At 73.1% G+C, this 13,167-nt stretch carries 12 protein-coding genes; 8 read left to right on the plus strand and 4 right to left on the minus strand.

The genetic code is table 11. From position 1 onward, the window contains the following. Positions 1–92: 92 nt before the first annotated feature. Positions 93–2,384: a PQQ-dependent sugar dehydrogenase gene (locus ABFJ78_RS10350; RefSeq protein ID WP_436385670.1), complete on the minus strand. Its 2,292-nt coding sequence runs from the start codon at positions 2,382–2,384 to the stop codon at positions 93–95. Positions 2,385–2,475: 91 nt separating this feature from the next. Further along, complete coding sequence (locus tag ABFJ78_RS10355) at positions 2,476–3,099, minus strand: TetR/AcrR family transcriptional regulator (RefSeq protein WP_436385671.1); 624 nt, start codon at positions 3,097–3,099, stop codon at positions 2,476–2,478. An 80-nt stretch (positions 3,100–3,179) separates the two neighbouring features. Between ABFJ78_RS10355 and ABFJ78_RS10360 the strand changes: the two genes are divergently transcribed. From ABFJ78_RS10360 to ABFJ78_RS10380, 5 genes are all read left to right on the plus strand, one after another. Next, positions 3,180–4,019, plus strand: coding sequence for an NmrA family NAD(P)-binding protein (locus ABFJ78_RS10360; RefSeq protein ID WP_436385672.1), 840 nt, complete (start codon positions 3,180–3,182; stop codon positions 4,017–4,019). Positions 4,020–4,062: 43 nt separating this feature from the next. Beyond that, a complete protein-coding gene (locus tag ABFJ78_RS10365) occupies positions 4,063–4,584 on the plus strand; it encodes a PadR family transcriptional regulator (RefSeq protein ID WP_436385673.1) in 522 nt (173 codons plus the stop codon). Continuing rightward, positions 4,581–5,261, plus strand: coding sequence for an ABC transporter ATP-binding protein (locus ABFJ78_RS10370; RefSeq protein WP_436385674.1), 681 nt, complete (start codon positions 4,581–4,583; stop codon positions 5,259–5,261). The genes ABFJ78_RS10365 and ABFJ78_RS10370 overlap by 4 nt, the downstream gene beginning before the upstream one ends. A gap of 175 nt (positions 5,262–5,436) precedes the next feature. Further along, complete coding sequence (locus ABFJ78_RS10375; RefSeq protein WP_436385675.1) at positions 5,437–7,662, plus strand: FtsX-like permease family protein; 2,226 nt, start codon at positions 5,437–5,439, stop codon at positions 7,660–7,662. A 172-nt stretch (positions 7,663–7,834) separates the two neighbouring features. Beyond that, on the plus strand, positions 7,835–8,653 hold the full coding sequence (locus tag ABFJ78_RS10380) for a hypothetical protein (RefSeq protein WP_436385676.1): 819 nt from the start codon (positions 7,835–7,837) through the stop codon (positions 8,651–8,653). A gap of 7 nt (positions 8,654–8,660) precedes the next feature. On the opposite strand, the gene ABFJ78_RS10385 is transcribed toward ABFJ78_RS10380, so the two are convergent. Continuing rightward, a complete protein-coding gene (locus ABFJ78_RS10385; RefSeq protein WP_436385677.1) occupies positions 8,661–9,044 on the minus strand; it encodes a hypothetical protein in 384 nt (127 codons plus the stop codon). A gap of 116 nt (positions 9,045–9,160) precedes the next feature. Continuing rightward, the gene (locus tag ABFJ78_RS10390) at positions 9,161–10,009 is read right to left on the minus strand and encodes an alpha/beta hydrolase fold domain-containing protein (RefSeq protein ID WP_436385678.1); all 849 of its coding nucleotides are present in this window, start codon (positions 10,007–10,009) and stop codon (positions 9,161–9,163) included. A gap of 359 nt (positions 10,010–10,368) precedes the next feature. Between ABFJ78_RS10390 and ABFJ78_RS10395 the strand changes: the two genes are divergently transcribed. The 3 genes from ABFJ78_RS10395 to ABFJ78_RS10405 are packed head-to-tail and all read left to right on the plus strand — an operon-like array spanning position 10,369 to position 13,141. Continuing rightward, positions 10,369–11,373, plus strand: coding sequence for a LacI family DNA-binding transcriptional regulator (locus ABFJ78_RS10395; protein ID WP_436385679.1), 1,005 nt, complete (start codon positions 10,369–10,371; stop codon positions 11,371–11,373). After that, complete coding sequence (locus tag ABFJ78_RS10400) at positions 11,370–12,314, plus strand: carbohydrate ABC transporter permease (protein WP_436385680.1); 945 nt, start codon at positions 11,370–11,372, stop codon at positions 12,312–12,314. The genes ABFJ78_RS10395 and ABFJ78_RS10400 overlap by 4 nt, the downstream gene beginning before the upstream one ends. After that, positions 12,314–13,141 (plus strand): carbohydrate ABC transporter permease, encoded by an 828-nt coding sequence (locus ABFJ78_RS10405; protein ID WP_436385681.1) that lies wholly within the window; start codon positions 12,314–12,316, stop codon positions 13,139–13,141. Before ABFJ78_RS10400 ends, ABFJ78_RS10405 begins: the two co-directional genes overlap by 1 nt. Positions 13,142–13,167: the final 26 nt, after the last annotated feature.

Genomic DNA, 13,167 nt, shown 5'->3' on the forward strand with positions numbered 1-13,167 from the left:
ACGACCCGTTCATGACGTGCGGGCGACCGGATCGGCCGCGCTGACCTGACTTTGCCGGAACCCTCCCTTCACCCGGGGGCCGGATCACCCGCTCAGCAGGGCTGCAGCAGCCAGCAGAGCCGGTACTTCGCCTGGTAGGTGGCGGAAGTCGCCGGGGCGACGATGTTCTGCGTCCGCGGCCCGCCGTGCGCCCAGCCGGCGAAGGCGTACTTGAGGTTGAGCGGCGGCAGGTTCTGCGGGCTGTCCGCGCTGATCGAGTTCGTCGAACCGGCGATCACCGTCCGGGAGAACGGCGTCCGCTGCTGCGTTCCGCCGACCGTGAGCAGGGCCTGGTCGGGGCTCGACGTGAAGTTCAGCGTCACCGTCTTCGGCTGCAGGTCGATCGTCTTGGACCCGGTGCGCCCGCTCGAGTCCGTCGCCGTCAACGTGAGCTGCAGGTACGACGGGTATTCGTGGTCCGGCGCGACGAACGTGCCCGCCGCGACGCCCGGGAAGTCCTGGACGTTGTGCGTGTGACAGGTCCCGTTGGCCGCGCAGTGCCGGATCGCGAGCCGCCACGACAGCGCCGAAGGCGGCAGCTCGCCGTCCTGGGCGTCGATCGCGCGGCCGGAGAAGGCGACGGTCTGGCCCACCGACCAGGTCAGCGACGCGGCGGGCGCGTCGATGACCGGGACGGGGTCGAGCCCGGCCGGGGTTCCGACCGTCACGCGGACCGTCGTGGTCGCCGTCGCGCCGTGGGAGTCGGTCACGCGCAGCCCGGCGTCGACCGCGGCCGCCGTGGTGTAGGTCCACGTGGGCCGGGCGGCCGCCGAGTCGTCGTACGCGCCGTCGCCGTCGAGGTCCCAGGCGTAGCCCAAGGTGTCACCGGCGTCCGGATCGGTGGACGCGGTGCCGTCGAACTGCACGGTCAGCGGGGCGGGCCCGCTCGACGGCGTCGCCGTGGCCGATGCGACCGGCGGCCGGTTGGTGCCGCCCGGGTAGCTCACGCGACGCAGTTCGCCGCTGCCGAGCGCGACGTAGAAGAGGTCGCCGCCGGGGCCGGTGAGCACCTGCACCGGCGTGCTCGCGCCGGTCACGAACGGTACCAGGAGGCTCGGGCTGGGCTGGCCGTTCGCCGTCTGCATCGCCCAGATGCACCCACGTGAGGAGTCGGCGAAGAACAGCGCGCCGGCGTACGCGGCGGGGTAGTTGCTGCCCGACTCGAAGGCGATCCCGCTGATCGACGAGCCGCCGGTCGGACACGGGTCGCCCGCGACGACCTTGGCGTTGTGGTTGTAGGCGTAGAACGGCGCGGTCTGGCCGCCGGCGGCGTACAGCGATTCGCAGCGGTCGAGGTTGGCGCCGTCGTAGCCGGCTTGGCGGGCGGTGCCCTCGAAGCACGGCCAGCCGAAGTTCTCCGCTACCGCGTCGCCGGCGTTCGCCACGCGGTTGATTTCCTCCCACGTGTTCCAGCCGACGTCGCCGGCCCACAGCTCGCCGGACCCCGGCCGGAACCCGAACCGGAACTGGTTGCGCGCGCCGTAGGCGATCACGCGGCGGGCGTTGGCGTCGGCGCTGCCGGCGAAGGGGTTGCCGGGCAAGCCGTCGCCGGTGTCGGGGTCGATGCGCAGCAGCGTGCCGTTGAGCAGCACGGGCTGCCCGGCCGCGCGGCGCGGGGACTGCGACCGCAGCGCGCCGCCTTCGGCGGTGGGCGGGGCGAGGTTCGTCCCGGCGGGGGACGGCGGGTCGGCGCAGGGGTTGCCGGTCTGGCCGTAGTCGGCGTAGTTGAAGCTGGCGCCGTCGCCGCCGCCCGCGTACAGGGCGCCGTCCGGGCCGAAGGCGAGCGAGCCCACCGAGTGGCTGGGGAACTGCTGGCACCAGCCGGTGACGAGGGGCTTTTCGCCGACGGCGGTGCCGTCCGGGCCCATGGTGAGCCGGGAGACCCGGCCGGTGACCACGCAGCCCTGGTCGGTCGCGCCCGGCGGCGTCGGGCAGGTGTCGCCCCACCGCGGCGCGGTGCCGCCGGGCACGGCGTCGAGCGTGTAGGACACGTAGACGTACGGCCGGGCGGGGAACGCCGGGTCGACGGCCAGCCCGAGCAGGCCGCGGTCCCAGAAGTCCTGGGTCGGCGTCCGCAGGTCGGCGAACACCGTCGCCGTCGGGTCGGCCAGGGAGTCGAAGACCTTGACCAGGCCGCTCTTCTCGGCGACGAACACGCGGCCGTCGGGCGCGAACGCCGCGGCGGTCGGCGAGGTCAGGCCGCCGATGGCGACGGTGTCGGCGAAGCCGGCGGGAACGGCGGCAGCGGGCGCGGCGACGGCCACCGCGAGTGCGGCGGCGACCGGGACGACGACCGCCGCGGCCAGCGCGCGGCGCGATCTTCGGGGGGACGGGAAAGGCTTCATTCGGACTCCTGGTGCGCGGGGACCGGACCGTCCCTATGGCGCCGGAAGTCCGATATTTGTTACATCCGGACGGAAAATGCACACGAACCGCTCAGTCGCGGTCGAGCCACTCCCGCAAGAGGGCGCGCTCGGCGCCGGTGAGCGTCGGCAGGTCCGGCGGCACGGCGGGCGGGGCCGGCGCGTCGGTCAGGATCCGGGCGGCCACGGCTTCGTACATCGCGTCGGCGAGACCTTCGGTGGGCCGGCTCAGCAGCGCGAGCACCGCGCCGGTGCCGGCCGCGTGGATCAGCTCGACCGCGAGGGGTTCGGGGACGCGGAGCCGGCCGGTCCCGGCGACGCGGTGCACGCGGGCTCGCAGGACGGCGAGGCCGGCTTCGGCCGCCGCGGACGTCCGGCCCGGCGTCACGAGCAGGCCGAACAGGGCCGGGTTGGCCAGGCCGAAGCCGATGTGCGCGGCCCAGCCGGCGCGGAGGTCGTCGACCGGGTCGCTGTCCCCGTCGGCGGCCTTTTCGCTGACGTAGGCGGCGAAGACGTGCTCGGCGACCGCGTCGAGCAGCGCGTCCTTGTCCTCGAAGAACCGGTAGAGCGCGGGCGCCTGCAGGCCGGCGGCCTGGGCGACCGCGCGGATGGTCAGCGCGGCCGCGCCTTCGTCGTGCAGGAGCCGCGCGGCGGTCTCGAGGATGTGCGCCCGCGTCTCGCTCCGGTCCTTCGTCATGGTTCCGATGATAACTCGCACTTGCTATCGATGGTGATAACGTGGTTAGTATCAGTGGTAACCAACTGAAGGGATCGACCATGATCGTGATCACCGGGGGGACCGGCAAGCTGGGCTCGCGGATCGTCGAGGAACTGCTTCGGCGCGTGCCGGCCGAGCAGGTCGGGGTCAGCGTGCGAGAGCCTGGCCGGGCCGATGGCCTCGCCGAACGGGGAGTGCGGGTTCGGCGCGGCGACTTCGCCGATCCGGAGTCGCTTGCTCATGCCTTCGAGGGCGCTTCGCAGGTTCTCGTCGTCTCGACGGATGAAACGGGGGAGACGGCCGTTCGCCGTCATGCCGCGGCGATCGACGCCGCGCGGGACGCCGGCGCCAAGCGCGTGCTCTACACGAGCCACCAGGGCGCGGCCGCCGATTCGCTCTTCGCGCCGATGCCCGACCACGCGGCGACCGAGCGGCATCTGGCGGCCGGGGTGTTCACCGCGCTGCGCAACGGTTTCTACGCGAGCACCGTGCCGCTGCTGGTCGGTCGGGCGCGGGAAACCGGGGAGCTGGTCGCGCCCGCCGACGGACCCGTGTCCTGGACCGCGCACGCCGATCTCGCCGAGGCCGCGGCGGTCATCCTGGCCGACGAGGGGCGGTTCGACGGTGCGACGCCGCCGTTGACCGCGCCGGTCGCGTACGACCTGTCCGACGTCGCGAACATGCTGAGCGACCGCACCGGGCGGACGATCCGCCGGGTGGTCGCCGACGACGACGAATGGGTGGCCGGCCTGGTCGGCCACGGCGTCCCGGCGGACCGGGCCACGCTGCTGCTCGGCATGTTCCACGCGGCCCGCCGGGGCGAGTTCGCGACGACGGGCCCGGACCTCGAAGACCTGCTCGGGCGGCAGGCCACGCCGTTGCGGACGTTGCTCGGGTGAGCACTATGCACTCCGGCTATACACAGCGTGTAGAGTGGGTGGCATGTCGATCGGACACACCCTGCTCGGGTTGCTGGAAAACGGGCCGCGGCACGGCTACGACCTGAAGCGCGCCTACGACGACCGGTTCGGGCACGACCGGCGCGTCCACTACGGGCAGGTGTATTCGACGCTGGCCCGGCTGCTGAAGCAGGGGCTCGTCGAGGCCGACGGCACCGAGGCGGGCGGCGGTCCGGAGCGCAAGAGGTACGCGATCACCGAGGCCGGGGTCGCCGACGTCGGCACGTGGCTGGCGACCCCGGAGAAACCCGAGGCGTACCTGCAGAACACGCTGTACACGAAGGTGGTGCTGGCGCTGCTGTCCGGGCGTCCGGCCGCCGACGTCCTCGACGTCCAGCGCACGGCCCACCTCGACGCGATGCGCGAGCTGACCCGCCGCAAGACCGGGGGCGACCTGGTCGACCAGCTGGTCTGCGACCACGCGCTGTTCCACCTGGAGGCCGACCTCCGCTGGCTGGAGCTGACCACGGCCCGGCTCGACCAGCTGGCGGAGGAGATCGCGTGAGCGCGGTGCTGCTGGAGGCGGCCGGCGTCCGGAAGGCGTACGGCGCCACGGACGCGTTGACGGCGGCGAGCCTGCGGGTGTGCGCGGGGGAGGTCGTGGCGCTGATGGGCCCGTCCGGGGCGGGCAAGTCGACGCTGCTGCACTGCCTGGCCGGGATCGTCCGGCCGGACGAGGGCGCGGTCCGCTACCAGGGGCAGGACCTCGCGGAGTTGCCGGACCGCGCGCTTTCGGCTTTGCGCCGCACCGACTTCGGGTTCGTGTTCCAGTTCGGCAGGCTGGTTCCCGAGCTCACGTGCCTGGAGAACGTGGCGCTGCCGCTGCGCTTGAACGGGGAGCGCGGCCGGGTGTCGGCCCGGCGGGCGCGGGAGACGCTGGCGGAGCTCGGGCTGGCCGACATCGCCGGCCGCCGCCCGGGCGAGGTGTCGGGCGGGCAGGGGCAACGGGTGGCAGTGGCTCGGGCACTGGTGACGGGGCCCCGGGTGGTGTTCGCGGACGAGCCGACGGGAGCGTTGGATTCGTTGAACGGCGAGCAGGTGATGCAACTGCTGACAAGCGCGGCCCGCGAGCGCGAGGCGGCGGTGGTGCTGGTGACGCACGAACCCCGGGTGGCGGCGTATTCGGACCGCGAGGTCGTGGTGCGGGACGGCCGGACCCGGGAGCTGGAGGTGATCCGGTGACGAGGTCGCGGAGTGGGGCGGTGGTCTCGCGGAAGTCCACCAGGGGCGGCGATCGGTCCTCGGGACGAGGTCCGGCAGCCGCGGTGGCCCCGTTCGAACCCCGCGCGACCGCGCATTCCCGTGGCCTCACGGCTGCCCAGCGCGATGGCAACTCCCTTACCCCCGAGGTGATCCGGTGATCCGCCGCTGGATCGCCGACCTCCTCCTCGGCATGCGACTCGCCTTGGGCGGCGGTGGCGCCCGCACCGCCCTGGTGCGGCTCGCCCTCACCGCCACCGGGGTCGGGCTCGGCGTGGTCGTCCTGCTCACCGCCACCTCCGTCCCCCACCTCATCGGCGCCCGGGACGACCGGGCCGGCGGCCGCGTGCCCGACTTCGCCGCCGCCGCTCCCGGCGTCGATCCCGTCTACGCTCTCGCCCGCGTCGACGAGTACCGCGGCCGCGGCCTCGGCGGCTACCTCGTCCAACCCACCGGGCCGCACCCGCCCGCCGCTCCGGGGGTCGATCGGCTGCCCGGCCCCGGGGAGGCCGTCCTGTCCCCGGCGCTCGCCGACCTGCTGCGGTCGCCCGAAGGCGAGCTGCTGCGCCCGCGGTTCCCGCAGCGCGTCGTCGGCACCATCGGCGACGCCGGGCTCACCGGCCCGCACGAGCTCTTCTTCTACGTCGGCTCCGCCACCGTCGCGCAGCTGCCCGACGCCGCGCCGGTGAGCCGGTTCGGTGCCGAAACCCACCGGCGTGCCCTCAGCTCGCTCGAACTGCTGCTCGTCGTGGTCGGCGCGACGACCTGCCTCGTCCCCGTGTTCGTCTTCGTCGTCACCAGCACCCGGCTCGCGGCGGCGGCGCGGGACCGGCGGCTCGCCTCGCTGCGGCTGATCGGCGCCGATCGCGGGCAGGTGCGCCGGATCGCGGCCGGTGAGGCCCTGCTCGGTTCGTTCGGCGGCCTGCTCGCCGGGCTGGCGCTGTTCCAGCTCGTCCGCGCGCTCGTCCCGCGGATCACCGTGACCGCCTTCCGCGGTGGCCTCTTCGGCGCCGACGTCGTCCCGGACTGGCGGCTCGGTGTCCCGGCCCTGCTGGTGCTGCCGGTGCTCGCGTGCGCGGCGGCGGTGTTCGCGCTGCGGACGGTCGTCATCGAGCCGCTGGGCGTCGTGCGGCGCGGGACGCGGATCCGGCGCCGGCTGTGGTGGCGCCTCCTGCCTGTGGCCGCCGGCTGGGCACTGCTGTTCACGGGCACCGACGACGCCGAAAGCCCCGGCGTGATCGCCGGCATCGTCCTCATCCTCACCGCCGTGCCCCTCCTGTTGCCGTGGGTCGTCGAGCGGGTCGCCGGCCTGCTGCGCGGCGGGTCGCCCGCCTGGCTGCTGGCCGTCCGCCGCCTCCAGTTGGACAGCGCGACCGCCGCGCGGCTGGTCAGCGGCGTCGCGGTCGTGCTGGCCGGATCCATTGCGCTGCAAGGGGTCTACTCGCGCACCGAGAGCGACCGGCCCGCGCCGCAAGAGGTCAAGGTCCTCGCGAGCTTCCACGCCACCAGCTACGCCGAAGGCGAGGCGTTCGCCGCCGCCTTCCGCGCGCTGCCCGGCCGGCGCGACGCGCCGCTGCGGACCCGCGGCCTGATCGAGAACGCCGCGGGGGAGCGGGCCTCGATCACCGTCGGGACGTGCGCCGAACTGCGGGCCCGGGCCGGGCTCGCGGAGTGCCGCGACGGCGACGTCTACGCCACCGGCGCCGTGGGCTACCTGCCGGCGGCGGGTGACCACGTGTGGTTCTCCGCCGCCGGCCCGCGCGCCGTTCCACAGTGGACGGTTCCGGCGGTCCACCGCCTCCCCGGCGCCCGCGACGAGACGGCGGCCCTGCTCGTCACCCCGGCCGCGCTCGCGACGGCGTCCGGCGTCGGGCTCACCGTGGACGCGGACGTCCCCACCGCCGACGCGGACCTGGTCGAACGCGTCCGGAACACCGTGGGGTGGAACGGAACCGTGTACTCGCTCGGTACCGGAAGCGACGGCACGTACGCGCTCATCACCCGCGCGCTGTCGGTCGGCTCGGTGCTGGTGCTGCTGTTCGTCGCGGGCAGCCTGCTGGTCGCCGCGTGGGAGCAGCTGCGGGAACGGCGGCGCAGCCTCGCCGCGCTGATGGCGGGCGGCGTCGGACGCGGGGTGCTCGCGCGGTCGCTGGTGTGGCAGCTGGCGATCCCGGTGGCGGTCGCGGTGGCCGTCGCCGTGCCGGCCGGGCTCGCTCTCGACTGGCTGGTGCTGACCCTCGTGGTGCACCGGCCGATGGTGGTCGACGCGCCGGCCATCGCGGTCCTGACGGCGACGGCGATCGCGGCGGTACTGATCGTCACCGCGCTGACACTGCCCGCATTGTGGCGGACGGCGAGCCTGGAGAATCTGCGGGAGGAATGAGCGGGCGCGGCGGCCGGTCCGGTTGTTTCCGGATCGGTTCGCCGCCCGGAAAGCCTTTTCGGGCAAGCAGATCCTGCCCGAAAAGGCGCCCCATTCGCCCTGGCGCCGTTTTCCGTTTTCGGACATCCTGAATACGCCGATATTCGCCGATCCACGATTCCGAGGCGATCCGATGCGTATCATGTACGACGCGGTCACCGCGCGAAACATCATCAAGAAGGACCGGCGGCCCGCGCTCGTGGCCGGGTACATCGACCGGATCAAGCTCGCGCCCTGGACCGCCGCGGACTGGGCGCTCTTCCCGGACGCGCTGAAGGTGGAGATCGTCAAGAAGGCCTCGACCAACGCCGGGCACGTCCTCGACGTCGAGCCGGGCGACGCCACGCCCGCCGAGGCGCCGGGCTGGGCCCGGATGCGGCGGCGGTCGGGGTTCGCGCACCCGGTCATCTACTGCAACCGGTCGACGTGGCCGAAGGTGAAGGCGGCGTTCGCGGACCAGGGCGTCGAGCCGCCGCTGTACTGGATCGCCACGGCCACCGGCAAACCCGAAATCCCCGCCGGCGCGATCGCCGCGCAGTACCTGCTCGACGTCGCGCCCGGCATCGACATCTCCGTCGTCGCGGACTACTGGCCCGGCGTGGACACGCCGGCGTCGCTGACCACCGAACCGGAAGTGGAGCTCATGGAACGCATCACCGTCACCCCGCCCAACGCCGGGCAGAACACCGTGCGGCTCAACCTGTCCGGCAGCGCCGGCGCCGCCATCGTCGTCCGTCCCCGGATCAACCGGGACGGCGTGTCGAAGCCGATGTGGGTCGGCAACATCTTCGCGTGGGGCTCCGACAAGACCGGCGTCGGCCACAACCCGAAGACCGACCCGAACTACGACGACCGGCTGACGTCGCACCGCCGCTTCGCCCTGCCGGGCGCGGTGTGGGCCGACCTCGAGTACAGCGCCGCGGAGGCGTTCGAGATCGACATCGTCGGCTGAGCGCCGCTCAGGCGGTCAGCCAGTCGGTGCACACGAACACCGGCTTCTTCTCGCACGCGCGGAAGATGCTGACCGGGTTGGCCGCCGTGCCCGGAACCTTCGCGCTGCAGCCGGAACTGCTCCCGTTGGCGTCGTCGACGTAGCCGCCTCCGCCGCTGCGGAGCAGGAACTGGGTGCGGAAGCCGTACCCGTCGCCGGCGGTGTCGCAGGCGTGGACGCGGGTGTGGCTGTTGGTCACGCCGCCGTAGCCGCAGCGGAACTGGCCCTGGTACTGGCAGCCGTACACCTCGGCGATGGCGTCGTGCGCCGACGCTTCGGGCGCGGCGAGCACGGTGCCGCAGACGGCGAGGGCCGCCGCGGCGGCGAGGGTGGGCAGCTTTCGGTTCGGCACGGGTCCTCCTGGGGCCGGCGGGTGTGCGGTCCGGTCACTCCGGAGCCGCGCACCCGGTTGGGGCCCGGCCGGGAACGTCACCTGTTCGGCGCAGTGCCGATCACCCGCCGAGAAGGTCAGCCGCCGGCCGCGAGGTGGTTGCGGAGGAACGCGATCCCGGCGTCGGTGACCTGCTCGAGCTTCCGCTCGCCGTAGAAGTGGCCCGCGCCGTCCAGCCGGATCAGGTCCGCGCCGGCGCCGGCGCGCCAGTAGGCGGCAACCAGTGCTTCGCTGTGGGCGATCGGGATCCCGGCGTCGTCGGTGCCGTGGACCAGCAACAGCGGCGCCGCGGTCGCCGAGGCGTGCAGCAGCGGGCTCGCCGTCGGGCCGGGGAGCCAGTCGTGCGGGTCGTGACCGCTGCTGTGCAGCACCGAATCCGCCGGTGGCGGCGGAATGCGCGTGAAATCCGTCGGCGGGCTCCACGCGATCGCCGCGCCGAGCCGGCTCGACGGGCCCGTGATCCCGAGGTCGCCTTCGAAGTCCGGGTCGTCCGCGGTCACCGCCAGCATGGCCGCCAGGTAGCCGCCCGCCGAATGTCCCCACGCCGCGACGCGCCCGGCGTCGAGCTCCAGCTCGGCCGCGTGGTGGCGGACCCAGCGGACCGCGGCCTTGACGTCGTGCACCTGCGCGGGAAACGGGGCTTCGCGCCCGTGCCGGTACTGGGCCCGCGCGACGGCGAACCCGGCCGCCACCAACCGATCCGTGACGCGGTCGCCCAGCCGGCTGTGCTTGTGCGACCCGGCCGCCGGCGCGCCGCCGTAGAGGTAGACGACCACCGGGTGGCCGCCGCCGCCCGCCGGGACGACGAGGTCCAGCAGCAGCGGCCGGTAGCCGGCGAGTGGTGCCACGAGTGCGTCCCGATAGGACACTCGCGTCCCGGTCCGGTCGGCCCGGGGGAGGGTGAGCGCGGCACGGGAAGTGAGCACGCGACCACTATCGGGGCATACCGGTCACCGCGGCCAGCCGTACCAGGATGCGGGAGCGGCCTCCGATCGCGACCGCGCGATCGACTCCGGGGAACGGCCGACCGCGCCCGCCGGCCGGCTCTCCATCCCGCGCCGCTGCTCCGGCCGGCCTACGCGGCCGCGCCGGTCACGCCACGCTCCCGTCTCCGGCCATCCCACACTCCCGCGCCGGCCGTCCCGTAACCACCCGCGCGCTCTCCGTGCCGTGTTGACACGCGCGCCGAGCTGGTGTCAGTATCGGGATTAATCCGATTGGAAACGTTTCCAACACCGTGATCCGCACTTGGAAACGTTTCCAAACCCGCACACCGAGGTAGCCGATGACGTCAACACGGGCCACGCTGCTCCAGGTCGCCGAGCGGGCCGGGGTCTCCCTGGCCTCGACCTCGCGCGCCCTGCACGGCACCGGTGCCAGCCCGGCCATGGTCGAGCGCGTCCGCGCCGCCGCCGCCGAGCTCGGCTACAGCGCGGACGCCATCGGGCGGTCGCTGCGGCTGAAGAAGACCTTCCAGGTCGCCTTCGCCGTCGCCGACATCGGGAACCCCGTCTACGTCGAGATGATGCGGGCCATCCACGAAGTCCTCGCGCCGCACGGGTACCGGGTCGTCGTCATGTCCACCGGGGACACCGCGTCGTCGACCACCGAGCTCGTGCGCAGCCTCAACAGCGGGTTCGTCGACGGCATGATCGTCAGCCCGCTGCGCACCGACGACCGGCTGATCGAGGAGATCCAGCGGGCCCCCGTCCCGGTCGTGGTGATCGGGCGGGCCCTGGACGACCGCGGCATCAGCTCCGTCTCCACGGACTCCGCGGGCGGGATCGGCGCCGCCGTCCGCCACCTGCACGCCCTCGGCCGTCGGCGCGTCGGGTTCCTCAACGGCCCGCTCGACACCACGCCCGGCGCGGCCCGCCAGCGGGGGTTCGACGCCGCCACCGCGGAAACCGCCTTCGAGCGCGTGGAGCAGGAGGTCGCCGCCGACTTCACCGTCACCGCCGGGCTCGAAGCCGCGCGGAAGCTGCTCGCTCGCGAACGGCTCGACGCCGTCGTCGCCGCGAACGACCTGCTCGCCATCGGCGCGATCCGGGCGGTGCGGGAAACCGGCCTGTCGGTCCCCGGCGACGTCGCGATCACCGGCATGGACGACACCGAGCTCGGCCGGGTCTTCCAGCCCAGCCTGACCAGCGTGTCCCTCGGCTCGACCGAACGCGGGCGCGCGGCCGCGCGGATCATGCTCCGGCTCGCCGACGACCCGGACCACGCCACGCAGCAGATCGCCGTCGGCCCGGAGCTGCGGGTGCGCGAGTCGACCGGAGGTGAGCAGTGACCGCGACCCTGACCCGCCCGGCACCCCCGGCCGGGAAGAAGAAGCCCGCGCTGGCCCGCACGCGGCGGCGCGAGGCGATCGCGCTGGTGCTGCCGTCGCTGATCCCCATCCTCGTGCTCAGCGTCGCCCCGCTCGTCGTCGGGATCTTCCTCGCCTTCACCGACGCGCGGCTCGTCCGCCACCCGGACTACGGCTTCGCCGGTGTCGACAACTTCACGAAGCTGGCCGGCAACACCCTGTTCTGGGACTCGCTGCGGATCGGCATGATCTGGACCGTCGGCGTGACGCTGCTCCAGCTCGCCGCCGCGATGGGCCTCGCCCTGCTGCTCAACTCCGGGCTCCGGCTGCAAGGCCTGACGCGGGTGCTCGCGCTCGTGCCGTGGGCGATGCCGCCGGTCGTCGTCGCGATCATGTGGCAGATGATCTACTCGGCCAACGGCGGCCCGCTCAACGCCTTCCTCGGCAGCGTCGGCCTGCCGGACGACATCAACTGGCTCGGCGACTTCTCGGTCGCCCTGCCCGCGGTGATCGTCGTCGGCGTCTGGGTCGGCATGCCGCAGACGACGGTGACGCTCCTGGCCGGCCTGCAGCAGATCCCGGCCGAGCTGCACGAAGCCGCGTCGGTCGACGGCGCGGGCGCCTGGCGGCGGTTCACCGCGGTCACCTGGCCGAGCCTGCGCCCGATCGTCACGTCGATCACGTCGCTGAACTTCATCTGGAACTTCAACTCGTTCTCGCTGGTCTACGTCCTCACCGCGGGCGGACCCGGCGGCAAGACGATGGTGCCGGTGCTGTTCATCTACCTCGAAGCCTTCAAGAACCGCGAGATCGGCTACGCCGCCGCGATGGGCCTGGTGCTCGTCGTCGTGGTCGTGCTCATCCTCGCCGTCTACCTGCGGTCGCAGTTCCGCGACGACCGCACCGCCGGGAAGGGGCGCTGATGCGGGTTCTCGTGCGCCCGGCCCAGTACGCGGCCCTCGCGCTCTACATCCTGTTCCTCGGTTTCCCGTTGCTGTGGCTGATTTCCGCGTCGGTCAAGTCGTCGGGCGAGCTGAACTCGCTGACGGTCAGCCTGCTGCCGAGCGAGTGGCACTGGGACAACTACACCGAGGCGCTGAACAAGCAGGGCCTGGTCCGGTCCGCGGCCAACAGCCTGGTCGTCGCGCTCGCCTCCACCGCGCTGTCGGTCGTGATCGCCGTGCCCGCCGCCTACGTGCTCGCGCGGCTCAAGGGCAGGATCAGGGCGGCGGGCGTCGGCTGGATCCTGGTGAGCCAGGTGTTCCCGGTCGTGCTGATCATCCTGCCGCTGTTCCTCATCCTGCGGACGCTCGGCCTCGCCGACAACCTCGCCGGCCTGACGCTGGTGCACACGACGTACATGCTGCCGTTCGCGCTCTGGATGCTGCAGGGCTACGTCTCCGCGATCCCGGTGGAACTCGAGGAAGCGGGGGCGATGGACGGCGCGAGCCGGCTGACCGTGCTGCGCACGATCGTCTTCCCGCTGCTCGCCCCGGGTGTCGTCGCGACCGCGATGTTCAGCTTCGTCTCGTCGTGGAACGAATTCTTCTTCGCGCTGGTGCTGCTGCAGTCGCCGGAGAACTACACCCTGCCCATCACGCTCAACATGTTCGTCGGCGGGGAGGGCAAGGTCGCCCTCGGCCCGCTCGCCGCGGGCGCCGTGCTCGCCGCGATTCCCAGCATCGTCTTCTTCGGCATCCTGCGCCGGAAGCTCACCAGCGGCCTGATGGCCGGGGCGGTGAAGGGATGAACCCCACCAAGGAACCCTCGAAAGGT

Origin of the sequence: Amycolatopsis sp. MEPSY49 (genome assembly GCF_051337345.1) — a bacterium.
Taxonomy (GTDB): Bacteria; Actinomycetota; Actinomycetes; order Mycobacteriales; family Pseudonocardiaceae; genus Amycolatopsis.

What these genes read in the sequence shown, in the direction of transcription:
- ABFJ78_RS10350 (WP_436385670.1), bottom strand. Translation starts at nt 2,384, where the DNA reads ATGAAGCCTTTCCCGTCCCCCCGAAGATCGCGCCGCGCGCTGGCCGCG.
- ABFJ78_RS10355 (WP_436385671.1), bottom strand. Translation starts at nt 3,099, where the DNA reads ATGACGAAGGACCGGAGCGAGACGCGGGCGCACATCCTCGAGACCGCC.
- ABFJ78_RS10360 (WP_436385672.1), top strand. Translation starts at nt 3,180, where the DNA reads ATGATCGTGATCACCGGGGGGACCGGCAAGCTGGGCTCGCGGATCGTC.
- ABFJ78_RS10365 (WP_436385673.1), top strand. Translation starts at nt 4,063, where the DNA reads ATGTCGATCGGACACACCCTGCTCGGGTTGCTGGAAAACGGGCCGCGG.
- ABFJ78_RS10380 (WP_436385676.1), top strand. Translation starts at nt 7,835, where the DNA reads ATGCGTATCATGTACGACGCGGTCACCGCGCGAAACATCATCAAGAAG.
- ABFJ78_RS10395 (WP_436385679.1), top strand. Translation starts at nt 10,369, where the DNA reads ATGACGTCAACACGGGCCACGCTGCTCCAGGTCGCCGAGCGGGCCGGG.
- ABFJ78_RS10405 (WP_436385681.1), top strand. Translation starts at nt 12,314, where the DNA reads ATGCGGGTTCTCGTGCGCCCGGCCCAGTACGCGGCCCTCGCGCTCTAC.